General features: G+C 37.2%; 19 protein-coding genes and 1 pseudogene. 5 read left to right on the top strand and 15 right to left on the bottom strand.

The window, feature by feature from the left end; all coding sequences use genetic code 11:
- Nucleotides 1–85: 85 nt before the first annotated feature.
- The 3 genes from HAV12_RS18100 to HAV12_RS18090 all read left to right on the top strand — a co-directional run bounded on the left by HAV12_RS18100 (nucleotide 86) and on the right by HAV12_RS18090 (nucleotide 5,013).
- On the top strand, nucleotides 86–1,372 hold the full coding sequence (locus HAV12_RS18100) for an anthranilate synthase component I family protein (RefSeq protein ID WP_171570891.1): 1,287 nt from the start codon (nucleotides 86–88) through the stop codon (nucleotides 1,370–1,372).
- A gap of 237 nt (nucleotides 1,373–1,609) precedes the next feature.
- Entirely contained in the window at nucleotides 1,610–2,920 is a 1,311-nt protein-coding gene (gene tilS / locus HAV12_RS18095) for a tRNA lysidine(34) synthetase TilS (protein ID WP_171570890.1), read from the top strand.
- Nucleotides 2,920–5,013, top strand: a complete 2,094-nt coding sequence (locus HAV12_RS18090) for a thioredoxin family protein (protein WP_171570889.1) — start codon at nucleotides 2,920–2,922, stop codon at nucleotides 5,011–5,013. Before tilS ends, HAV12_RS18090 begins: the two co-directional genes overlap by 1 nt.
- Before the next feature lie 149 nt (nucleotides 5,014–5,162).
- Here HAV12_RS18090 and HAV12_RS18085 read toward each other — a convergent pair whose 3' ends face one another.
- The 3 genes from HAV12_RS18085 to HAV12_RS18075 form a co-directional block, all read right to left on the bottom strand.
- Nucleotides 5,163–6,479, bottom strand: coding sequence for an ammonium transporter (locus HAV12_RS18085; protein WP_132036095.1), 1,317 nt, complete (start codon nucleotides 6,477–6,479; stop codon nucleotides 5,163–5,165).
- 338 nt (nucleotides 6,480–6,817) lie between these two features.
- Nucleotides 6,818–8,125 carry an amidohydrolase family protein gene (locus HAV12_RS18080; protein WP_171570888.1) on the bottom strand — a complete coding sequence of 436 codons (1,308 nt, stop codon included), beginning with the start codon at nucleotides 8,123–8,125 and terminating at the stop codon, nucleotides 6,818–6,820.
- Nucleotides 8,126–8,167: 42 nt separating this feature from the next.
- On the bottom strand, nucleotides 8,168–11,164 hold the full coding sequence (locus tag HAV12_RS18075) for an amidohydrolase family protein (RefSeq protein WP_171570887.1): 2,997 nt from the start codon (nucleotides 11,162–11,164) through the stop codon (nucleotides 8,168–8,170).
- Between the two features lie 129 nt (nucleotides 11,165–11,293).
- On the opposite strand from HAV12_RS18075, the gene HAV12_RS18070 reads away from it, so the two are divergent.
- Together HAV12_RS18070 and HAV12_RS18065 are read left to right on the top strand one after the other, a co-directional pair.
- Nucleotides 11,294–12,268, top strand: a complete 975-nt coding sequence (locus HAV12_RS18070) for a Gfo/Idh/MocA family protein (RefSeq protein WP_171570886.1) — start codon at nucleotides 11,294–11,296, stop codon at nucleotides 12,266–12,268.
- A 77-nt stretch (nucleotides 12,269–12,345) separates the two neighbouring features.
- Nucleotides 12,346–13,881: pseudogene (locus tag HAV12_RS18065) on the top strand (YifB family Mg chelatase-like AAA ATPase).
- Nucleotides 13,882–14,036: 155 nt separating this feature from the next.
- On the opposite strand, the gene HAV12_RS18060 reads toward HAV12_RS18065, so the two are convergent.
- The 12 genes from HAV12_RS18060 to HAV12_RS18005 all read right to left on the bottom strand — a co-directional run bounded on the left by HAV12_RS18060 (nucleotide 14,037) and on the right by HAV12_RS18005 (nucleotide 22,938).
- Nucleotides 14,037–14,747, bottom strand: coding sequence for a GNAT family N-acetyltransferase (locus tag HAV12_RS18060; protein WP_171570885.1), 711 nt, complete (start codon nucleotides 14,745–14,747; stop codon nucleotides 14,037–14,039).
- A 25-nt stretch (nucleotides 14,748–14,772) separates the two neighbouring features.
- Nucleotides 14,773–15,618 carry an alpha/beta hydrolase gene (locus HAV12_RS18055; protein WP_171570884.1) on the bottom strand — a complete coding sequence of 282 codons (846 nt, stop codon included), beginning with the start codon at nucleotides 15,616–15,618 and terminating at the stop codon, nucleotides 14,773–14,775.
- A 10-nt stretch (nucleotides 15,619–15,628) separates the two neighbouring features.
- On the bottom strand, nucleotides 15,629–16,156 hold the full coding sequence (locus HAV12_RS18050; RefSeq protein ID WP_171570883.1) for a hypothetical protein: 528 nt from the start codon (nucleotides 16,154–16,156) through the stop codon (nucleotides 15,629–15,631).
- Nucleotides 16,157–16,368: 212 nt separating this feature from the next.
- Nucleotides 16,369–16,737: a nuclear transport factor 2 family protein gene (locus HAV12_RS18045; protein WP_171570882.1), complete on the bottom strand. Its 369-nt coding sequence runs from the start codon at nucleotides 16,735–16,737 to the stop codon at nucleotides 16,369–16,371.
- A 79-nt stretch (nucleotides 16,738–16,816) separates the two neighbouring features.
- Nucleotides 16,817–17,242 carry a DoxX family protein gene (locus HAV12_RS18040; RefSeq protein ID WP_171570881.1) on the bottom strand — a complete coding sequence of 142 codons (426 nt, stop codon included), beginning with the start codon at nucleotides 17,240–17,242 and terminating at the stop codon, nucleotides 16,817–16,819.
- Between the two features lie 95 nt (nucleotides 17,243–17,337).
- On the bottom strand, nucleotides 17,338–17,838 hold the full coding sequence (locus tag HAV12_RS18035; RefSeq protein ID WP_171570880.1) for an SRPBCC domain-containing protein: 501 nt from the start codon (nucleotides 17,836–17,838) through the stop codon (nucleotides 17,338–17,340).
- A gap of 52 nt (nucleotides 17,839–17,890) precedes the next feature.
- Nucleotides 17,891–18,394 (bottom strand): SRPBCC domain-containing protein, encoded by a 504-nt coding sequence (locus HAV12_RS18030; protein ID WP_171570879.1) that lies wholly within the window; start codon nucleotides 18,392–18,394, stop codon nucleotides 17,891–17,893.
- Entirely contained in the window at nucleotides 18,384–18,710 is a 327-nt protein-coding gene (locus HAV12_RS18025) for a helix-turn-helix transcriptional regulator (RefSeq protein WP_132036068.1), read from the bottom strand. The genes HAV12_RS18030 and HAV12_RS18025 overlap by 11 nt, the downstream gene beginning before the upstream one ends.
- Before the next feature lie 148 nt (nucleotides 18,711–18,858).
- Nucleotides 18,859–20,040 carry a hypothetical protein gene (locus tag HAV12_RS18020; protein ID WP_171570878.1) on the bottom strand — a complete coding sequence of 394 codons (1,182 nt, stop codon included), beginning with the start codon at nucleotides 20,038–20,040 and terminating at the stop codon, nucleotides 18,859–18,861.
- Between the two features lie 362 nt (nucleotides 20,041–20,402).
- Complete coding sequence (locus HAV12_RS18015; protein ID WP_171570877.1) at nucleotides 20,403–20,762, bottom strand: hypothetical protein; 360 nt, start codon at nucleotides 20,760–20,762, stop codon at nucleotides 20,403–20,405.
- Nucleotides 20,763–20,868: 106 nt separating this feature from the next.
- Nucleotides 20,869–21,270 carry a helix-turn-helix domain-containing protein gene (locus tag HAV12_RS18010; RefSeq protein WP_171570876.1) on the bottom strand — a complete coding sequence of 134 codons (402 nt, stop codon included), beginning with the start codon at nucleotides 21,268–21,270 and terminating at the stop codon, nucleotides 20,869–20,871.
- A 507-nt stretch (nucleotides 21,271–21,777) separates the two neighbouring features.
- Nucleotides 21,778–22,938, bottom strand: coding sequence for a DUF1624 domain-containing protein (locus HAV12_RS18005; protein WP_171570875.1), 1,161 nt, complete (start codon nucleotides 22,936–22,938; stop codon nucleotides 21,778–21,780).
- Between the last annotated feature and the right edge of the window lie 54 nt (nucleotides 22,939–22,992).

Below are 22,992 nucleotides of genomic sequence, written 5' to 3'. Positions count from 1 at the left end.
TAAAAAGCGTGCCAATAATTTTTGAGGATTATTTTATCGAAGGATTTTTTTTATCGTAATTTTGAAGCAAAAAAACATACTACATTTGAGAGTTACAATCCATAAACATATTGCGGATCCGGAGCAGTTTAAACAACAGCTTTTAATTTGGGCACAACAATTTCGGGAGATTGTCTTTCTGGATAGTAATTCCTATCCGCAAGAATATTCAAGTTTCGATTGTCTGCTTGCTGTCGATGCTTTTACTTCTTTAAAAACCGATTTTCATAACGCTTTCGACGATTTAAAACAATACCAATCCAATACAAAAGACTGGCTTTTGGGCTATTTGGCCTATGATCTGAAAAACAATGTAGAGCATTTAAAATCCGCTAATTTTGACGGGTTGAATTTTCCGGATTTGTTTTTCTTTCAGCCTAAAAAAATATTTTTATTGAAAGGAAACCAACTCGAAATTCAATATTTGTTTGTTTGTGATGATGAGGCAGAAGATGATTTTGTAGAAATTATCGAAAGTCAGTCTGATGCTTTTGAAACATTAAATAAAATCCTGATTCAACAAAGAATTTCAAAAGAATCATATATAGAAAAAGTGACGAAAATGCTGGATCACATTCATGTAGGTGATATGTATGAAGCCAATTTTTGTATGGAATTTTTCGCTGAAGATGCGATTATAAATCCACTGGAGAAATTTCAAAAACTGAATACAATTTCGCAGGCACCATTTTCGGTTTTCTTTAAAAATAATAAACAGTTTTTGCTATCTGCGTCACCTGAACGCTACATAAAAAAATCAGGAGACAATCTGATTTCCCAACCCATAAAAGGAACCTCAAAACGTTTTTCTGATCCTGCGGAAGATGCAAAATCAAAACATAATCTGGAAAACGATGCCAAAGAACGCGCTGAGAATATCATGATTACCGATCTGGTACGAAATGATTTATCGCATACGGCTCAAAAAGGTTCCGTTGAAGTGAAGGAACTCTGCAAAATTTATTCTTTTTTGCAGGTACATCAGATGATTTCGACCATAACTTCAAAAATAGATCCGCAATATGCTCCTGTTGATGTTTTAAAAACAACTTTTCCGATGGGAAGTATGACCGGCGCACCAAAAATTTCGGTCATGAAAATCATTGAGAATCTGGAAGAAACCAAGCGGGGTTTGTACAGTGGTGCTGTGGGTTATTTTACGCCGGAAGGTGATTTTGATTTTAATGTGGTAATCCGCAGTATTTTGTACAATCAGGAAAATCAATATGTTTCGTTTTCAGTAGGAAGTGCTATTACAGCGCAATCTGTTCCAGAAAAAGAATACGAAGAATGTTTGCTGAAAGCTAAGGCAATGCATGAAGTTTTGCAGTAGATTTTTAAAAAAAAGTTAGCCACTAATTTCACGAATTTACGCGAATTTTCTTTTTTTTGTGCCACAGATTACAGGATTAAAAAGATTAAAAATCTGTGTAAATCTTTTATCCGGATAGTTATGTTGAGTGGCAAAAAAAAATCGGCTCAATCGGCTCAATCTGCGAGAATAAATAATTCGTGAAATTCGTGGCAGAAAAAAAACATAAGTATTAGAATTTAATTTTACATTTATAAAATGCTTTCAAAATTTAAAAATCATATCACTTCAAGGTTCCCGTTTTTGGAAGAAAAAAAACTATTTCTGGCTGTTAGCGGAGGATTGGACAGTATGGTTTTGTTGCATTTATTAAAGCAAATGCCATACGAAATTGCTGTTTTGCACTGCAATTTCCAACTTCGCGGAGTAGAAAGTTTTGGTGATCAGAACTTTATTCAACAGTATTGCGATGAAAATAATATTCCCGTTTTTATCACTCAGTTTGATACGGAAGCTTTTGCGAAAGATTATAAACTTTCGACTCAGGTTGCTGCCCGTGAATTGCGCTACAGCTGGTTTTATGAGCTTTTAGAAACCCATAATTTCGATTATGTTTTAACAGCACATCATGCCGATGATAATCTGGAAACTTTCCTTATCAATTTAACCAGAGGCACCGGGCTGGATGGCCTGACGGGAATTCCGGAACAGAATGATAAAATTATTCGTCCGCTTTTGCCTTTTTCGAGAGATGAAATTCTCCAATATGCCTCGGAAAATAATATAGAATGGAGGGAAGACAGCAGTAATGCCTCCAATAAATATCTTCGCAATAAAATCCGCCATGATTTAGTCCCGATTTTAAAAGAGATCAATCCTAATTTCTTGAACGCGTTTCAAAAAACACAGTCTTTTTTGCAGGAAGCACAGGAAATGGTCGAAGATGCATCGATTATGATTTATCAGCAGGTGGCGAAAGAAGAAGGTGAGAATATTCATTTCAATTTGAATCAGCTTAAAAAATTGCCCAATTATAAATCGTATTTGTACCAATGGCTGAATGAATTTGGATTTTTGGCGTGGAATGATATTTATGATTTGGTTGACGGACAGTCCGGAAAACAAGTGTTTGCCGAAGAATTCAGGTTGTTGAAAAACAGAGAGGTGTTGATTTTAAGCCCGGTTTTGGAAGCGGATAAAAAAGAAGAATATCAGATTAATGCAAATGATTCAGACGTTAATTTTCCCTTAAAATTGAAGCTTTGTCAGGTAGATGACATTACAATAGATTCAAATAAAGCTATCTTTGTGGACGCAGAAAAAATCCGGTTTCCTTTGATTTTACGTAAATGGAATGAAGGAGATGTTTTTCATCCTTTTGGCATGCAGGGCAAATCTAAAAAAGTAAGTAAACTTTTTAAAGATGAAAAATTATCCCTTTTAGACAAAGAAAAAACCTGGATTTTGTGTTCTGATGACCAGATTGTCTGGGTTGTCGGAATTCGTCAGGATGAACGTTTCAAAATAGAAAAAACTACAAACAGAATACTTAAAATAGAATTACAATAATGAACTTTAATCAATCCCGTCAAGCGATTATATCAAAAAATGTTTGGAATAAAACCATTGTATTTTTGTTATTTTTCATTTTTGCTTTTGCAAAAGGTAATGCCCAAATTCTTGAACCCGTAAAATGGACTGCTAAAATCGAAAAGAAATCAGGAAGCAATGCTGTTTTGATTTTTGACGGAACGATAGAAAAAGAGTGGCATATGTACTCGCAATTTACGCCGGACGGAGGCCCGCTTCCTTTGGAAATTGTGTTTAAAAACCAAAAAGGGAATTATAATTTAGTAGGCAAAGCCAAAGAAGGAAAAACCAAAACGGCCTTTAATGATATTTTTGGTGTGAATGAAACTTTCTTTGAAGGGAAAGCCCATATCGAACAGGAAATTACGATCATAAATCCAAACTTAAAAACAGTTGATGTAGATTTTGACTTTCAGGTTTGTAAAGAAGTTTGTATCAATTCCAATAAAAAATTCTCCATTACCGTTCCGTCATCATTTAAAATGGATGCTATTGCTACCGTTTCAGGAGTGAAACTGGATGAAACAAAAAGACCGGGTTTAGTTGTAGATACGATAGAGAACACAGTTGTTGCTCCCTCAGCAGAAAAACCAAAAGCGGAAGTTGCGCAGACATTAGACAAAGAACAAATTCCCGCTCCGGCTCCACAGAGGAGTTTATGGTCTATATTTTTCATTGCATTTTTGTCCGGTTTCGCGGCATTGTTAACGCCTTGCGTGTTTCCGATGATCCCGATGACAGTGAGTTTCTTTACCAAACAAAGTAAAAGCAGGGCAAAGGGAATCCGAAATGCTATTATTTACGGCCTTTCCATTATTGCTATTTATGTAATATTAGGTTTAATTGTAACCAAAATATTCGGGGCTGACGCCTTAAATGCGTTGTCTACAGATGTCTGGTTTAACCTGATATTTTTTGTTATACTCATCATCTTTGCTACGTCATTTTTGGGCGCTTTTGAAATCATGCTTCCAAATTCATGGGGGAACAAAGTAGATCAGCAGGCAGACAGAGGCGGATTAGTAGGAATATTGTTTATGGCTTTAGCACTGGCTATTGTTTCTTTTTCCTGTACAGGCCCAATTGTCGGAACTTTATTAGTTGAAGCAGCTTCCAATGGCGGAATTGCTCCGGTAATCGGAATGTTAGGATTTTCATTAGCCTTGGCATTGCCATTTATGTTGTTTGCCATGTTTCCGGGCTGGTTGAATTCATTGCCAAAATCCGGTGGCTGGCTGAATACGGTAAAAGTGGTTTTAGGATTTTTAGAACTGGCTCTGGCTTTCAAATTCTTATCCAATGCCGATTTGGTTTTACAATTGCATTTCCTGGAAAGAGAAGTATTTATATCAATCTGGATCGCGATATTTGCCGCCCTGACGTTGTATTTATTTGGCAAAATTACCTTGCCACACGATAGTCCGCTGCAGCATATTTCTGTAGGAAGATTATATCTTGGATTGCTTACGCTGGTTTTTACGGTGTATCTGATTCCAGGATTATGGGGAGCACCTTTGAAATTGATCAGTGCATTCCCGCCACCTCCGCAATACAGTGAAAGTCCGTTTGGCGTAGGAGGATCAGGTGTTTCAAATGCGGGTTCACAAGAAGGACTACCGAAAGGAGCAGAATTAGGACCACATGGCATAATGGTTTTTCATGATTATGAAGACGGACTCGCTTTTGCAAAATCTGTAAACAAACCCATTATGCTGGATTTTACAGGTTATGCATGTGTGAACTGTCGTAAAATGGAAAACAATGTCTGGTCGGACGAGAGAATTTTACCGATATTAAAAAATGATGTGGTATTGATTTCTCTTTACGTAGATGATAAAAGAGAATTGCCTAAAAATGAACAGTTTAAAACCGCTTCAGGTGATGAAATCATTACCGTTGGTGATAAATGGACTGATTTTATGATTTCAAAATACAAAACAAACACGCAGCCTTTGTATGTGATAACGGATCTGGAAGGTGAAAATTTGCATACTTCAAAACCTACGATTAGTTATGTTGGGGTTGAGGAATATTTGCAATGGCTGAATGAAGGGATTGGGAATTTTAAGTAAGTTTTTTTTAGGGAGGATAGAGAATAGAATAAAGAGAATAGAATAAAGAGTTTCGGATTTATGTCAGGTTGAATTTAATTCAAATAAACAGCCCTCTGGTTTAATCAGAGGGCTGTTTTGTTTTTGGTATAGTGTTGAAAAATTAATTCTTATAGGTATTCTCCGTGTTGAGAGATATCCAGACCTAGTTCTTCTTTTTCTTCAGTTACTCTTAGCGGAGTGATTTTATTTACAACAAAGAATAAAATGTATGAACCTACGAAAGCAAAGATAGAAACTGCTACCAAAGCAATCAATTGGTTGATAAACAAGGTTGGGGTTCCGAAAATCAAACCTTGGTTGTCTCCAACTACAGGGTTGATGGCTTTTGAAGCAAAAACACCTGTTAACAACATTCCGACCATTCCACCAACACCGTGACAGGCAAAAACATCCAATGCATCATCAATTTTTCCTTTAGGGAATTTGCTTACCACAAGGTTACTTACGATAGCAGCAAAAGCTCCGATAAAAATGGCGTGAGGAATACTTACGAAACCGGCAGCAGGAGTAATGGCAACAAGACCTACAACGGCTCCGATACAAGCTCCAAGAGCTGATAATTTGTGTCCTATTATTTTGTCAAGGAAAACCCATGCCATTGCAGCAGCTGCGGCAGCAACAGTTGTAGTTCCTAAGGCTTGTACAGCCAATCCGTTTGAACCTAATGCAGAACCCGCATTAAAACCAAACCATCCGAACCATAATAAACCTGTTCCTAATAATACATACGTAATTCTTGCAGGATTAACTTTTTGAATTTTTCTTTTTCCTAAGAAGATCGCTCCGGCCAATGCAGCCCAACCAGCACTCATGTGTACTACTGTTCCTCCGGCGAAGTCTAATACTCCCATTTTAAAGAAAATTCCATCAGGATGCCATGTCATGTGCGCTAACGGAGCATATATAATTAATATAAATAAAACCATGAATAATAAATACGCCCAGAAACGAACACGTTCTGCAAAAGCACCTGTGATTAAAGCCGGTGTAATGATGGCAAATTTAGCCTGAAATAATGCGAATAACATAAAAGGAATTGTTGGAGCAAGACTCCATGCAGTATTAGTGCCAACACCCTGAAAGAATAAATTAGAAGTTGGATCACCTATAATTCCTCCGATAGTAGGACCAAATGCTAATCCGAAAGCAACTACTACCCATAGAATAGTAACAATTACCATGGCCATAAAACTTTGTAGCATCGTACTGATAACGTTTTTCTTACCGACCATACCTCCGTAGAAAAAACCAAGTCCGGGAGTCATCAGCAATACAAATGCAGTTGCTACGATCATCCAGGCTGTGTCTCCTGTATCAAACTTTACGGCTTCTGCAGGTATTGGGTTATCTGTTAAGATGAAGTTCGAGACAAAGGTTAGTACCAAAATAGTGATAAGAATCACACTTAAAATAATTTTTCGCATAGTTATTTAGTTTTAAATTTTTGATAAAAATATAAAATCATTCGACACCCCTATGAAAAATAGAGTCTAATGTTTAATTTTTGTTAATTTTTCATTTTAACCCCCATTGTTTTGCGTGTATTTGTTAAAATAGATATAAAATTTACAATTTGCTAATGTTGAAGTCGTAAAATGAAAGATTTAAGCTATGTGTTAACATAAAATCAATACAATAATTTTAAATTTAAGAGTAATTATGCGCAGATGTGTAATGATTTGGTTTAAAACTTGATTTTTTTTGAATAAAAAAGGCGCCAAATGATTTCTCACCTGACGCCGTATTTTTACATCCGATCTAATTATTGCTGATTGTACTTTGCTTTAAATTTGTCATTTAGTTTGGTTTGGAAGGTTTCCAGATTAATAGTTCTTCCCTGAATAAAGGCAGCTGTCAATTTATTTGTTCTCATCTCTAAAGCATCTCCTTCAGAAATAAACAACGTAGCATCTTTACCTGTTTCCAGTGTACCGCAAATAGAATCAATTCCTAATAATTTTGCCGTATTTGAAGTTATTAACTGTAAAGCTTTCTCTTTGTCTAAACCAAAAGCGGCGCAGGTTCCCGCCAGAAAAGGTAAATTTCTTGTACTCATGCGTTCGTGGTCTCCGCTATTTTCAAGACCAACAAGTATACCCTTGTCCGTAAGTATTTTGGCCATTTTATACGGCAGGTTTACATCCTGATCATCACTTGTAGGCATGTCATGAACACGTCTTAATAATACTCCAACATTATACTTCTGTAGTAAATCCGAAGATTTATAGGCTTCAAATCCGCCAATGATTACAATTTTTTTAATCTGATTGTTAACGGCCAGTTGTATTCCATCCACAATTTGTTTCTCTTCATCTGCATGTATGTAAAGTGTTTGCGATCCGTCAAACAGGGCTTTTGTAGCTTCCAGAACTATGTTTCTTTCTTTTGAGACAGTTTGGTTGTAGGCTTTGGCGTTAGCCAGAAAAGCATTGATCTCTTCCACCTGTTTCGGATAATCTTTATTGGGTTCCACTATTCCGGGTTCAAACCAGGATCCGGATCTTCTAAAGTTAGAGGGAAAATTAAGATGAATTCCATCATTTTCTTTTAAAACAGCATCTTTCCAGCTCCATGCATCCAGTTGTACCACAGAAGAAGTACCTGATATTCTGCCTCCGCGAGGTGTTATCTGCGCGATTAAAATTCCATTTGGACGTACAGTTTCAACAACTTTTGATTCTGAATTGTAAGCAATAACACTCCTTACATTTGGATTAAAACTTCCAATCTCTTCCTGATCATCAGATGATTTTACGGCATCAATTTCTACCAAACCCAGCGTAGAGTTCGGGGCAATAAATCCGGGATAGATATGTTTACCGCTGGCATCGATTGTGGTATCGTAGGCACCAGCGGCAAGTCTGATCGTGGTGGCATCAGCGATTAAAGTAATTTTGCCGTCTTTAAAGCCGATGGCACTATTTTCAATCACGGTTCCGTTGCCTAAGTGTGCCGTGGCGTTTAAAATCAAAATTGATTTTGTTTGTTTCTGAGCAGGTATTTGTTGCGCTTTTATCGGAAGCCAGGCACAAAAAACGAGCAGCATTATATAGAGGTGTTTATTTTTCATTTTATTTGTTTTTAACTTTGAAATTATCTGACGAAGCCATTATTATTGTTCTAAAGTATCGCAGTGATATTCCTTTTTTTCTTTTTTAGCCGGTTTCTGTGTGCTTGCTCCTTTGTTTTTTTCCTGTAACATTTGCCCAATCAGAAGGCTTCTTTCTTTCGCAATAGACAATTGCTTTTCTGCATCTTTTTCAATATCAAAATAAACAACCCCTTCGATAATTGTTTTTTCGGCTTTGGTATAAATAGACAAAGGATTGTCGCTCCACAATACCACATCGGCATCTTTGCCTACTTTAAGGCTTCCTGTTTTATCGTCAATATGCAAAAGTTTAGCAGGATTTAATGTGACAAACTTCCAGGCTTCTTCCTCAGAGATATTTCCGTATTTTACAGCTTTTGCCGCTTCTTGGTTTAATCTTCGGGACATTTCAGCATCATCAGAATTATAAGCAACTACTACTCCGGCATTGTGCATGATAGGTCCGTTAAACGGAATCGCATCATTCACTTCAAATTTATAAGCCCACCAGTCTGAAAACGTAGAGGCACCAACACCGTGTTCTTTCATCTTATCAGCTACTTTGTACCCTTCCAGAATATGCGTGAACGTATTGACCCTGAAATTGAATTTTTCAGCAACATTCATCAACATCAAAATCTCAGATTCAATATAGGAATGGCAGGTAATGAATCTTTCCTTGTTGAGGATTTCAGCTAAGGTCTGCAATTCCAGATCGACTCTCGGAGCTTTTCCTTTTTTAGAACCCGAATTAAAAGTTTTCCAGCTTTCGTCGTATTCTTTTGCACGTTGAAAATAGTCCGTAAAAACTTGTTCAACACCCATTCTCGTTTGTGGAAAACGAGTTGGATTCTGAATTCCCCAATTGGCTTGTTTTACATTTTCTCCCAAAGCAAATTTGATAAACTTAGGCTGATTTTTATATAACATTTCGTCCGGTGCAGCACCCCATTTCCATTTTACAATAGCAGAACGCCCGCCAATCGGGTTTGCAGATCCGTGTAGCAGCTGTGAAATAGTTACGCCTCCGGCCAGATCTCTGTAAATATTAATGTCCTCGGAATTGACTACATCCTGAATCGTAACTTCTGCTGTGGAGTTGTGGCCGCTTTCGTTTACTCCTCGGGAAATTGCAATATGCGAATGCTCATCAATGATACCACTCGTAATATGTTTTCCTTTGGCATCAATTACAACAGCTGAAGGATCTGAAAGGTTTTTGCCCACTGCGGCAATTTTTCCGTTTTTAATTAAAACATCGGTTTCCGTTAAAATACCTTCTTTTTCATTGGTCCAAACGGTCGCATTTTTGAAAAGTAAGGTTTGTGCCGTTAGTTTTTTTGAATCACCAAAAGCAACGTTAGGATACGTTGTCGGAAGGATTAAATTTGGTTTTTCTGCTTTAACCGTGTCTTTTACAGCTGTGAAAATACTTGTTCTTTTAGCAGTCCAAATCAATTCACTGCCGTCTGAAAGCGCCGCTTTTCCGGATAGAATTTCCGGTTTTTCTACAAATCCGGTTAAACGTGTAAAGTTAGATTTAATAGTATCTCCGGGCTTTAACACCATAGAAATCCAATTTTTGGAAAAGTTAAACGTGCTGTTTACTTTTGCAACAGCTACCGTCGTTATTTCAGATTTCGTGGCTAGTTGAGTTCCGTCAATTTTCCATTTGTAAGTATCATTTCCGATGGTCAGATCATAGTTACCACGAATATCTTTCACCGTGATATCATTGACTACATATTTGGTTCCCTGAACCCAGTTCTCGTATAGAACAGTTTTTTCGTCGAAAATTTCACCGGATGTAATGACAAAATTGGCATAACTGCCGGTTTTTAAACTCCCGATTTCATTGCTTTTTCCTAAAATCGCAGCCGGAATTGTTGTTAACGATTCTAAAGCCTTGGTTTTGTCGAAACCATATTTGATCGCTTTTAATAAATTAACTTTAAAATCTTCCGTTTTTTTCAGTTTATCCGTTGTTAAAGCAAAAACAATTCCGTTGTCTGAGAGTACTTTAAGGTTGGAAGGAGCCTGATTCCAAAAACGCATATCGGCTAATTCGATCTGATTCGATAAATAAGGATTGGAGACATCATAAGCTTCAGGGAAACTTATCGGAATAATGAACTGGGCTTTTGTATTTTTGATTTCTTCGATTCTTTCAAATTCATTTCCACTGCCTTTTAAAACGTAGTTTAAACCAAAATCTTTGGCAATTTTAGCGGCTCGAAGGCTGTTCAGCTTATCTTCGGTGGCAAAGATCTGAACCAGTTTTTCATTGGCAACCAGTGCTTCCAGCGATAAATCTTTAGTTTCAGAATTTCCTTTTTTGTACCAGTCCAAATCCAGATACATCTGACGCAGCAGGGCCATCATACCCATCAGAGAACTTGGATACGCCTGATTGGTTAAGGCACTTTTTGAAAAAGCAAAATGATTGGTAATTTTGTCCGCTATAATTTGTTTGCTGTTCTCCGTATTATTCAGGGCAACCAATACTCCGGTTCCCTGCGCAATTCCATCAGGAATATGCGTACCCACAACACCAAAACCTGCTTTTAATAATTCTTCGGCTTTTGCGGTATCATATTTAAAAGTTTCATATCCGTTTAGTTCAGAACGAACACTTTCATTCCAATAATAGCCCACTCTTTTAGTATCGTATAATGGATTGCGGTCACCGTCAGGATTTAGGTTTCTTCTGGGTTTTTCAATACCGAAATTGGTATAAATATCAATAAAAGAAGGATAGATTGTTTTTCCTTCAAGATCAATTGTAATACTATTTTTTGGAATTGAAACGGTATTTCCGACAGCCACTACTTTGCCGTCCTGAATCAGTAAAGTTCCCTTTTCGATTTTTTGCGTTGGCGAAACATAGATTGTGGCGTTCGTAAAGACGGTGTAGTTTTTATTTTTGTTCTGCACGCTTTCATTAACTGGGAAATAATTTTGTGCCTGCGTTTTTGTTAAAAAAACAGCGAAAAAGAATAAGAGTAAGGCTTTTTTCATAGGTTATTTAATGATTTGATGCTAAAAATATGAAATATATGTTATACTGTTTTGTTTTTTTAAGATGTTTTTTTTCTTTATTTTACACATTATTAAGTAACCCTTTGATTTAGGGCTTTAAAGAATTTTATGACAAATAAGGACAGAATAAAATGGGGGATAATAGGCCTTGGAAATATTGCCAATCAGTTTGCGATTGATTTACTTTTGCTCGATGATGCCGAATTAACAGCGGTTGCCTCCAGAAATAGGAATAAAGCAACTGAATTCGCCCAAAAATACAACTGTACAAAAGCCTATGATTCTTACGAAGCGCTTTTTGAAGACGATCAGGTGGATATTGTTTACATCGCGACGCCACATAATTCCCATGCCGAATTAGCTATAAAAGCGTTGGAAAGCGGTAAACACGTTTTATGTGAAAAACCAATGGCACTCTCTTATCAGGATGCCGTTCGTATGGTTGAGGCGTCTAAAAAGCACAACAGGTTTTTTATGGAAGCATTCTGGACCCGTTTTATTCCGACAGTTCAGGAAGTGTTGGAAAAGGTAAATCAGGGAGTAATTGGTGACATAAAAGCGGTACAAGCCGATTTTGCCTTTTATGCCAATGAAGCAGCAGGAGGAAGGCTTTTTGATAAAAATTTGGGCGGCGGAGCCTTATTTGATATTGGTGTCTATCCGTTGTTTCTGTCTTATGTACTGCTTGGACTTCCGAAAGAAATAACAGCAAAATCGATTTATCATAAAAACGGAATCGATTTGCAGACTTCCATGCTGCTGCAATATGAAAACGCACAATCACTTTTGCAGGCTTCTATCGTTTATGATGCTGATATGAAAGCCACCATTAGCGGAAATAAAGGTCGAATTGAACTTAACTCTCCCTGGTATGTTGCCGATGGTTATACACTTTTTAAAAATGAAAAAGAAGAAACTTTTAGTTTACCCAATTTAGGCAAAGGATATACACATGAAGCTATAGAATGTCATAACTGTATTAAAAACAATCAGATAGAGAGCAAGTTATGGTCACATCAGAACAGTCTGGATTTGAGTAGAATGGTGGAAGAAGTGAAGCAACAGATCAGGTTGGATTTTTAATAATTAATATTTTGTAGTAAAAAAGCTATAAATTAAATATTTTTAATTAGTTTTAAAAATATTTAATAAAGAATATTATGTTGATTAAAGTTTACGGAAGTGCCGTTTTTGGAGTAGAAGCCACAACTATTACCGTCGAGGTAAATATAGATAAAGGAATTGGATATCATTTGGTGGGTTTGCCCGACAATGCCATAAAAGAAAGCAGTTACCGGATTGCGGCTGCTTTAAAGAACAATGGATATTCGCTTCCTGGAAAAAAAATAACCATCAATATGGCTCCTGCCGATCTGCGAAAAGAAGGTTCTGCTTACGATTTGCCACTGGCAATTGGAATTTTGGTCGCATCCGATCAGATCAAAGCACCCGAAGTGGATCGATATATCATCATGGGAGAACTTTCGCTTGACGGAGGCCTGCAGTCCATAATCGGAGCTTTGCCGATTGCCATAAAAGCTAAGGAAGAAGGTTATAAAGGGTTTTTTCTGCCGAAGCAAAATGTAAAAGAGGCCGCAATTGTTGCCGGACTGGATGTTTACGGAGTTGAAAACTTACAGGAAGTTATTGCTTTTTTTGCAGGAAAAGGAACTCTGGAACCCACGATTATCGATACCAGGTCCGAATTTTATAAAACCCTGGATTTCCCTGAATTTGATTTTTCGGACGTACGCGGACAGGAAAGTATCAAACGTTGCATGGAAATCGCTGCTGCGGGCGGACACAACATCATTCTGATTGGTCCGCCCGGAGCCGGAAAAACAATGCTGGCCAAAAGATTACCCAGTATTTTGCCGCCCATGACTTTGCGGGAAGCATTGGAAACGACTAAAATTCATAGTGTTGCCGGTAAATTAAAAGAGGTAGGATTAATGAATCAGCGGCCATTCCGCAGTCCCCATCATACGATTTCCAATGTCGCTCTGGTAGGCGGAGGGAGTTATCCGCAGCCGGGTGAAATTTCGATGGCGCATAACGGTGTTTTATTTTTAGACGAACTGCCGGAATTCAAACGGGATGTTCTCGAGGTGATGCGTCAGCCGCTGGAGGATCGTGAGGTCACTATTTCGCGGGCCAAGTTTACGGTTACCTATCCGTCGTCGTTTATGCTGGTGGCGAGTATGAACCCGAGTCCGAGTGGTTTTTTTAACGATCCGGGTATGCCCAATACTTCCTCACCACACGAAATGCAGCGTTATATGAGCAAAATCTCAGGGCCTTTATTGGACAGGATCGACATTCATATTGAAGTGACGCCGGTTCCTTTCGAAAAACTAGCTGACGACCGAAAAGCCGAAAGCAGCGTTGAAATCCGAAAACGGGTGACTAAAGCCCGTGAAATTCAGACCAGCCGATTCGAAACCATAGAAAATATTCATTACAACGCACAAATGAGCAGCAAGCTAATTCGCGAATATTGTGCGCTCGACGAACAATCAAAATAATTGCTCAAAACCGCCATGGAACGACTGAATCTTTCTGCCCGCGCTTACGACAGAATCTTAAAAGTAGCCCGAACAATTGCTGATTTAGATGATTCTGCAAAGATTATTACCTCGCATATTGCCGAGGCCATTCAGTATCGAAGTTTAGATCGCGATGGCTGGCTGGGGTAATTTAGATTTTAGATTTTAGATTACAGAGTTCAGATTTTAGATTTATGTTCGATGTCGTCCTGAGCGAAGTCGAAGGATGAATTTTGGATTTTTTTGCGAAGTTGAAAAATTGGAATTTGGTCCTGATAGCTATCGGGATTATTGGAATTTGGAATTTATCCCGAAACTTCAGGATTGGAATTTGATTTTGACACAATATTCCAAAAACTTATTTTTCTTCGGGTGACAAAACCAAGTTTTTCATAGAGATAAATGGCGCCGGTGTTACTTTCGAGCACATGCAAAAACGGAATTTTATGCTGGTCAAAAACAGCGTTTACGCAATGCGTTATTAATTGTTTTGCATAACCATTTCCGGTGTGATCGGGATGTGTGATAATGGCACTAATCTCTGTAAAATCATTCATTTTCATTCGCTCTCCGGTGATAGCGACTAATTGGCCTTCTTTGAAAATTCCGAAATAATCACCCAGTAAAAAGGTTTTGTTTTTGAAATAACCCGGCTGTACCAAATTGACCAATTCGGATAATGCTGCGTTATGTTCTGGTGTAAGCTTCACAATTTCTAAGTCAACAGGCAGATCAATTTTTTGATCAATAACCATTTGAAGGCAAATCAGTTCTTTATTGATTTTTAAAGAATCCGGAAGCAGCGGTTTTTCTCCAACAATAAAAAAGTTCTCCGTTAATGCCGCATATTGTTTTACAGTATCAGCAGTGTTTTCCGGTTTTACAAAACCACCAAAAGGACAATACTCCGGATTGTAAAATTTGGTCCCTTCATAAGCAATAGCAGATTCCTGATGGGTTTCTGCTAAAGCATTCCAAACCGGATTGTCTAATGGATGTTTGTCTGTCGTTTTCATTTTTATGGGATTTTTGAAACTTTATCTATTCCTGAACTTTCGGATAAAAGAATTTAAAGGCATTGGAAACCGCAGGATGTAAAATGGTCCCATGATTTTCCTGGGGAAGATAATCAAAGAATACTTTTATGTTTTTGCTTTTAGGAGCTTTGATTTTTTCAGCCAGTAGATTGGCATCTACTTCCATCACTCTTGGGATTTCGGTTGGCGTTAATCCTTCTTTGCCTACTGCAATGTAAACAGCGGTTTCCTGCGCGAAATTCTGCTGAAATATTGGACTGTCCAGATTTAAGATCGAACCATTATTCCACCATATGCTAGGACTCACGATAACATAATGATTAAAAAGCGTTGGTTTTTTCAATAAGATTTCGGTTTCCAGCAATCCGCCTAAAGATTGTCCGATGATGGTTTTGGAAGCCGTTGTTTTGTATTTTTTATCGATAAAAGGCTGTAATTCTTTTTCGATAAAAGCAATAAACTTTTCGGAATGCCCAGAGGTTGCAAAACGTTTCTGATCTTTTTCGATGCTGGTTGGAAACGTAAAATCTCTTCTGCGGTCCACAGTGGCAATCCCCACCACAATTGATTTCGGAACCTGATTGATCCATTCAAAACTATTAAATTGTACCAGACCTGCAATGTGTATAAAATCTTCATCTGCAGAACCATCCAGGAGATAAATTACCGGATATTTTGTGGCATTTTCTGGTTTGTAATCTTCGGGAAGGTAAATGTTCAGGATTCTGTTTTCTCCTAATTCTTTCGATTGTATTTCCTCTACAACCCCCAGAACAAAAGGTTTGCTGGTTTGGCTAAAGAGTAAAACAGAGGAAAAAAGTAAAAGGATGACGGTGAAAAATTTATTCATTTTTTGGTATTTAATGACGGCTGTTGTTTTGTATTCTTTTCGCCTGAAGCAGTTGCTCGAGATCGGTGATGCTTTTTTTGCTTTCCGTTTTAAAACCCAGAACAACCATGGCTACTCCTGCAAAAAGCATTACGAAAGGAATAAATATAAAAGGTCCTTCTTTAAGGCCGTTATTGTACACTAAAGCGAACAATGTTCCTAAGCTGGCCAAAAAAACGATTCCCAGCCAAATGCACATAAATACTTTAACAAAATCGGGCAGCCCCATTTTTACCTCTATTTTTGAACCGCTGATATCGTCTCTGATTTCTCCTTTTATAATGGGTAAAAACGAATTTCGGTAGCTTATGGCTCTTTTGAGTTCAAATGTTGGATTGCTAATTTTACCAATATAAGGTTTGCCATATGAAATTCTGTTGAAGCCAATACCAAAAGATTTTTCGGCTTCAATTTCATTTTGAAGATGCGCCAAAAGGGCCTCTTTTGTTAATGTGGAATGATAGGTTAATTCTTCAAACGGGAGTACTTTTTTAATCATTTGTTCTTAGATCCTTTTTAGGTTATTTTTTTCTGACGGACTTTTACTTATCGAAAATACAACTTAAAATTGTAAATAGAGGTGAAGTCGCGTAAGAACGGGATAAATTTATAACTACAGCTGACTTTTCTATGAAGTCTCAATTATCTGGTCCAAAAAAATCCCAATTCTGTTGAATCGGGATTTTATAAAGGAGGTAACTGCTTTTGAAATTATTCAAATTTGAGAGAAGCATTTCTGGACATCAGATAAGAAGTCAGTTTTTTGATTTTGCCATTTTTCATTTCAAAAACATCGCAAAATACGGCGTCTAATATATTTCCGTTTTTCATGTTGCCTTGTACGGCGCCTTCGGCAATAACCACATCATTTTCTTCAACCAGTTTTATAATCTGAATCGTTGGACTTCCTATAAAATTTTCATTTTCAATTTCCTTATCGAAAGCTTCTTTTCCAACATGCTGGTAAATTCCGGGCATTTCCCAGATCACATCGTCAGTTAAACAAGCCAGCACTCTTTCGTGATCGCTTAGTCTGAAAGCAGCCATATATTCTTCTACAGTTTGTTTATTTATACTCATAATCAAAATAGTTTACAATTAATCTTGGCCTTTATAGCTTTACAGGCACCTTAAAAGCTTCAGAAAGTATTATTTTATTTTAGTTTTTAGCAACTACAGTATCTATTTCCAGATATTTTTCTTTAAGTAAACTCAAAGCAAAACAGGCTGCCGCACCTGTAAAAACCGAGTAGTCCAGTGGTGCTTTTATTCCGATAGTAAACGTCATCGAAAGACCAAAAAGCAATAATAAATAACCACTTAGCTTCGCAAACAATTCGGTTTTGAAACCTGCTAAAAGAAAAACCGCAAAAATGATTTCAAGAGCCGTGGCAATGATGGCAACGGGAGATAACAAACTTTCGGGAACCAGGGGATTCAGGACTTTAGTGTAAGACAGAAAGTTTTCCCAATTTCCCCATGCCGAATTTTCTTTGCTCCAAAATCCAAATCGGTCTGCAACAGCAGAGAGGAAGCCAGCGGAGATGGCAAGGCGTAAGAGGAGTTTAATTAATTTCGAATTCATAAAATTGTTCTTTTTTAATTAATATAAAGCCGTGACTATTCAGGACGGCTCTATATTTCATTAAAAGTATTGTTTATATTTCATTTCGCAAAAAGTTACTTTGCCTCTTCAAAAATTTTATCCAGACCTTCCATCGCAATGGTAAATCCTTCTTTGAAGCCCATTTCGATGATCTTTTCCAGATCGGATAAGTTATCATGTTTAATGGCCACATCAACAATAGTAGAACCGCCCTGCTCAGAAAAAGTCACATTCCAGTCCGAACGAGGAAAACCGGTATTTAGATTCCCTTCGGCATCAGAAAAAGCATCCAGGTATTTAAAGTTCGTTTTCGGACTGATGGAAGTAAAATCAGCTATAGCCCAGTGTTCTTCGCCTTGCGGCCCTAGCATCGCATAAAGTCTTCGTCCGCCCACTTTAAAATCCATGCTTTTTGTTTTAGATTTCCACGGAGCGGGAGCCCACCACTGATCCAGGATTTCAGGTTGTGTCCAGGCTGACCACACGTTTGCAACCGGGGCATTAAATTCTCGTTTTACATGAACGGTACTGTTTTCTTTATCTACCGTAAAATTCATTAAAAGATTATTTTTCATTTAGTTCAATTTTAAAATTAGAAATAGTATCAAGAGCTGTTTGTAGAAGAGATTAGTTACTTTTTTCTTCCAGCAATGTATCCAGGTTTTTAAGGATAAGTGCAAATCCTTCCTTGAAACCGGTTTCAATTATTTTTTCTAATTCCGCCAGGCTATTTCGTTTAATCGCAATAGCAACAATGGTCAAATCGCCTTGTTCGGAAAAAGTCAGATCCCAGTAAGAACTCCCGATATTGGGATCCGGATTCGATTCCGAATCACAGAAAGTTGAGGAATGTTTAAAATTAGTTTTCGGAGAAATGGAATTATACTCAAAAAAACTCCATTTTTCCTGACCTTCAGGACCAACCATTGCATACAATCTTCGTCCACCTTCTTTAAATTCCATGCTTTTTGTTTTAGAAATGAATGGGGCAGGAGCCCACCATTGGTCTAATATTTCAGGTTCTGTCCAGGCCGACCAGACATGGTCGAGCGATGCGTTGAACTCCCTTTTGATGTGTACCATACTGTTTTCTTTGTCTACGGTAAAATCCATTAAAAGATTACTTTCCATTTTCTTTAGCTTTTAAATTCATTAATACTTGATCCAGTTGACTGAAACGGTTTTCCCAAATTTCTTTAAATTGTGCCAGCCATTGATCTATTTCTTTCATTTTGTCAATTTTAAGTTGATAGTAAATTTCTCTTCCCATCTTTTTTTCCTGCAGTAATTCACATTCGTTAAGGATTTTAATGTGTTTTGAAATCGCCTGACGGGTAGTATCAAATTGTTCCGCAATTGCATTCGGTGTCAATGCAGTAGACGAAATCAATACTAAAATAGCCCTGCGTGTCGGGTCGGCAATGGCCTGAAAAATATCTCGTTTCATTTTGGTTTTATTTTAATACGCAATCAATCAGTTGCAAATATATGCAACTTTTTGGTTTCGCGTTATGTTTCTTTGATTTTTTTTTATAACAGGCAAAAAAAATCCCACCTGCTTGTGGCAAATGGGAGGAAAGTAATGTATTTGTATCTTACCTGAATCTGTTTCTGACGATGATGTCTTTGAGTTTGGCTTTTAAATCTTCTCCGGTATCAAAAACCATCTGTTCGTTATTCGGAAACGGAACGGCGCGTTTGTTAAAATAACCCAGATAGCTTTCGTCGGAGGCGTTTCTGTCACCGCGATAGGTAGAATAAATGTTCTCAAAAACAAACTCGCTGGCTACAGGAAAAGATTGTATCAACTGATTGGTTTTTAGGTCTACATAATCTACTTTGGCAGTGATCTGGCAGGCTTTGTATTGTCTGTATTCGTAAATGTTGATTTTGATGGTTTTAAAATTATCCACTTTTATGGGGCGGCCTAAACTGTCTTTTACAGGATTTCCCCTGCTGTCGAAAAGTGTTTTTAAACCGTCTTTAATTTGTTTTTCCTTGATAAATTCCTTCTCTTTAATTTGTTCCGGTGAAATGTAGATTTCCCTGAAATTCAGAATTAAGCCATAATCATACTTGACATTTTTTTGTTTTAAGCTATGGTAAACAGTCCATTTATCGTTTAGTCCGTAAGTGCTGAAATCCAATAAATCGTTCTGCAACTGCTTCGGAATGACCATTTCTGTTTCGTTTGTCGCGTACACATTCACAAAGTCGGTTCCTTTAAACTGCGCATCATCCATCAGTTTTTTGGCATTCTTATAATTCGGATTGATGCTTTCGATATACGCCAGATCATCGTACGCTTTTCTGGAATCGAGTTTGTTCGTTGACTTTAAAAGTACTACTGCATTATCGTACAAATATTTTGATAGAGCATTTTTGCTGCTCACGATCTCATCTGAATAATTGTCAAACGGAAATTGTGCATTTTTGCCTTGCTTTAACAACTGAAGCGGCATTAAAGGCCTGATTTTTTCCTGACGATTAGTAAGCTGCACGTATGTATTGTAGATGCGCTCCAGATTGGCCGGATTTTTTTCTTTTTCCATCAGTTCAAGACTTCGTAAATCACGGTCCTTGGCTTTGGCGAAAGCTTCCTCCAGCAAATACACATAATCCTGTTTTCCTTTGGAGTCCTTTTTGGTTTTCAATGCGTCTACGGCACGGTCTATTGCGCCATCATAATTGCCATCGCTTAACAGGGACTGCGTAGTTTTTACACCACACGAAAAAGCCAGGAACAGGATAGAAACGAATAAAGTAATTTTTTGCATAAGGCTTGCTTTTGAAGGTGTAAATATATCTGTTTTTAGCTAAATTCAGACCATGCAGTTTTTAAATTTAAGAAGCAGTAATTTTTGTTTTCACCACAACCCTCTGTCCCGCTTTCGCCTTTATCTCTCCATTTCATTGCGAGGATACCGGCTCTATCGGGGCTACATTAGACGGTTTAGTTTTCCATAAGAGACATAATTGTGTCATTTCGAGGAACGAGAGATCACATAAAGTAGGTACGCAAAGTGTAGCCATACAAGATGTTTTTTATATTGCTTGCGGAATATTGAGATGTGATTTCTCGTTCCTCGAAATGACACGTAAAACGAGGTGCTAAATAATGCGATTACTCATAGTTTCATTATTTCCTGTTTTTTATCTGATACGCAATTTCCCAAAACAGCACCGAAAAAACAGCGTTGGCCATTAAAGCAGTTTTAACGCCATACGCATCATATTGTGAAAACAGATGCAAATCTCCAAATTTTAAAGCCAGAAATAAGGCTAAAGCAGCAATGATAAGGGAAGTAAGAATACTTAACAAAGGCGTCCATTTTAATACAAAAAGGGAAAATATAATATTGATCACGAAAAATCCACAGCCCAGGGTTATAAATCGGTGGTCTTTTAATTTTTCGCCCAGTAATAGTAAAAACGAAGTCGAAAAACTATAGGTAAGAAATAATATGGAATAGATCAGGAATCGGATTTGTAGTTTCATTTTGAAATTTTTAGGGGGATGGTTGATTTTGGGCTTAAAACAAAAAAAGTACAAAGTCAGAGAAGACATTTGCACATTTTTTATTAAAAGTTCTCTAGAGAGACAATTATTTTTCTTTTAGTAATTTTTCTAAATACTCTACTTTTTCTTTTTCGGACTGAACCAAACGTTCGAAAAGTTCAACTACTTTATCAAGAGGATTAAAATTACAGTGATTAGTTGCATGACTTCCTGAATTAAATACACTATCTTTTGTATCGTAATAGTTATTGAAATAATTAAAGACCGCTTCTTCCGAAAAATTCTTAATGGCCTCTACAGTTACGCCAAGAGCCTTTGCTACTTCAACTAATTTTTCGTCTTCAATGGTTTCGCTGTTTTCCATAATCGAAACCGCCTGCTGATTGGTTCCTAAAGCCTGCGCCAGTGCTTCCTGCTTCATGTCTTTTAGTTCACGAATACGGCTGATTTTTCGCCCTATGTGATTTGGTTTTGTTGCTGTGCTCATAATTCAAAGATATTTAAAATTCTTTAAAAAATAGTGGTTGCTAAAAACAAGTTTTTGTAGCGATACTATTTTTTTGTTTGGATTTTCCGCGTAACAAATATAGTCTTTTTCTTATATAATTTAATAGATTTATTTAGAATTATAATTTTTTGAGTTTTCTTTTATTGATGCGATTAGCGTGTTTATGCTATTGAGAAAATTTATCAAGATAGATTTTTTACTTTTATTCAGACCTTTTGACATTGTTTTTTTTATATGTCATTCCTCCGTCACCGGTCCGTCACTCTTCCGTCACTCTTCCGTCACTCTTCCGTCACTCTTCCGTCACTCTTCCGTCGCTCTTCCGTCGCTCTTCCGTCGCTCTTCCGTCGCTCCTATATCTGAAAATTATTGAAAACTTTTACTAAATTGTATTCTTTTTCTGTCTTTTTGTCAGGGAGTTTTTGATGGGTTTAAGTATGGATTTTATTGATTAATGCTTAAAAAGTAAGTTTCTTTTTTATTTCATTAAATATATTGCAACCACCAATGTTTATTTTTCGCTTTATATTCACCAAACCAAATGCACGGTCTATAGAGTACTGCTACTACGGCGATCCAGATTAAATAAATCGTCCAAAGAGGCAAACCACTTTCTACGCCTTTTGGTCTTCCAAAAGATCCGGTTGCAAATTCTAATTGCGACCAGTTAAATCCTTGCAAAAACAGCATAGCAAGGGTTAGCATATGAATCAGGTAAAAATGCAGAATAAAGTAAAACAAAGGTACTTTTCCGTAAACGATAGTCACTTTTTTTAGACCGTTGGTAAACTGCTCCGCAAAAGCCAACAGCAAAAGCATGATGCCTAATGTAGGCAAACAATATAAAAGTGAAGGCGGATATTTCGTCACATTCATAAACGATATAAATGTAAGTGCGGTATCTTTTTGAAGAGACCATTGTACCGGATCGCCGTAAATATTTAGAAACCGAAGAAGGACAAATAAGGCTAACGAACCGAAACCAAGTTTGATGAAGAGTTTTTTTCGTTGCTCGAAAGCCATTTCAAAAAAGCGTGCAAATCCAAATCCGGTTAACATAATTCCTAGCCAGGGAATAGGAGGATAGCCCATAATAAAGGCACGATCGCTAAACGGAATTACTACAGGACTAAAAAATGGCGATAGAACGGCTTTCACAACAGAGCCTTCCGCAAACGGAATAAGAGGCAAAAGATTATGACCAAAAATAATAATTAAGCCTATAATTCCTAATTGCTTCGCCGGGATTTTTAGCAATAAACCCAAAAGAATAAACCCGAAACCTATTGCGGCTATGACCTGAAATAAAAGGGTGTGAAATCCAATATCAAAAAATAATCCAAAATTAACAACCGTAAATTCGAGCAATAGCAACCATAAACCTCTTTTGATTAAATGTTGTCTTGTTGCTGTAAAATTGTTTTTCCTTTTTAACGAAAGATAAACAGAAGTTCCTGCCAGAAAAACAAAGGTAGGCGCACACAAATGTGTAATCCAGCGCGTAAAAAGCAAGAAAGGGGTTGTGGTGGTTAAATCGGTTGGACTTTGTGTGATAGAATCTATATGCATTAAGTCACGAACATGGTCTAATGCCATGATAATCATCACAATTCCACGAACTATATCAATTGAATTTTCTCTTTTCATTTTCTTGAAGTTTAAATGTATTAGAAATGGTTTTTGATATTTTACTATATACTC

The organism is Flavobacterium sp. CLA17, from assembly GCF_013112255.2.
In the GTDB taxonomy this organism is placed as follows: Bacteria; Bacteroidota; Bacteroidia; order Flavobacteriales; family Flavobacteriaceae; genus Flavobacterium; species Flavobacterium circumlabens.
This window is presented reverse-complemented; position numbering and strand designations above follow the sequence as displayed.

Bases quoted from the DNA above. Each gene is read 5' to 3' on its own strand.
- tilS (WP_171570890.1), top strand. From the start codon at position 1,610: ATGCTTTCAAAATTTAAAAATCATATCACTTCAAGGTTCCCGTTTTTG.
- HAV12_RS18090 (WP_171570889.1), top strand. From the start codon at position 2,920: ATGAACTTTAATCAATCCCGTCAAGCGATTATATCAAAAAATGTTTGG.
- HAV12_RS18085 (WP_132036095.1), bottom strand. From the start codon at position 6,479: ATGCGAAAAATTATTTTAAGTGTGATTCTTATCACTATTTTGGTACTA.
- HAV12_RS18080 (WP_171570888.1), bottom strand. From the start codon at position 8,125: ATGAAAAATAAACACCTCTATATAATGCTGCTCGTTTTTTGTGCCTGG.
- HAV12_RS18075 (WP_171570887.1), bottom strand. From the start codon at position 11,164: ATGAAAAAAGCCTTACTCTTATTCTTTTTCGCTGTTTTTTTAACAAAA.
- HAV12_RS18070 (WP_171570886.1), top strand. From the start codon at position 11,294: ATGACAAATAAGGACAGAATAAAATGGGGGATAATAGGCCTTGGAAAT.
- HAV12_RS18060 (WP_171570885.1), bottom strand. From the start codon at position 14,747: ATGAAAACGACAGACAAACATCCATTAGACAATCCGGTTTGGAATGCT.
- HAV12_RS18055 (WP_171570884.1), bottom strand. From the start codon at position 15,618: ATGAATAAATTTTTCACCGTCATCCTTTTACTTTTTTCCTCTGTTTTA.
- HAV12_RS18050 (WP_171570883.1), bottom strand. From the start codon at position 16,156: ATGATTAAAAAAGTACTCCCGTTTGAAGAATTAACCTATCATTCCACA.
- HAV12_RS18045 (WP_171570882.1), bottom strand. From the start codon at position 16,737: ATGAGTATAAATAAACAAACTGTAGAAGAATATATGGCTGCTTTCAGA.
- HAV12_RS18040 (WP_171570881.1), bottom strand. From the start codon at position 17,242: ATGAATTCGAAATTAATTAAACTCCTCTTACGCCTTGCCATCTCCGCT.
- HAV12_RS18035 (WP_171570880.1), bottom strand. From the start codon at position 17,838: ATGAAAAATAATCTTTTAATGAATTTTACGGTAGATAAAGAAAACAGT.
- HAV12_RS18030 (WP_171570879.1), bottom strand. From the start codon at position 18,394: ATGGAAAGTAATCTTTTAATGGATTTTACCGTAGACAAAGAAAACAGT.
- HAV12_RS18025 (WP_132036068.1), bottom strand. From the start codon at position 18,710: ATGAAACGAGATATTTTTCAGGCCATTGCCGACCCGACACGCAGGGCT.
- HAV12_RS18020 (WP_171570878.1), bottom strand. From the start codon at position 20,040: ATGCAAAAAATTACTTTATTCGTTTCTATCCTGTTCCTGGCTTTTTCG.
- HAV12_RS18015 (WP_171570877.1), bottom strand. From the start codon at position 20,762: ATGAAACTACAAATCCGATTCCTGATCTATTCCATATTATTTCTTACC.
- HAV12_RS18010 (WP_171570876.1), bottom strand. From the start codon at position 21,270: ATGAGCACAGCAACAAAACCAAATCACATAGGGCGAAAAATCAGCCGT.
- HAV12_RS18005 (WP_171570875.1), bottom strand. From the start codon at position 22,938: ATGAAAAGAGAAAATTCAATTGATATAGTTCGTGGAATTGTGATGATT.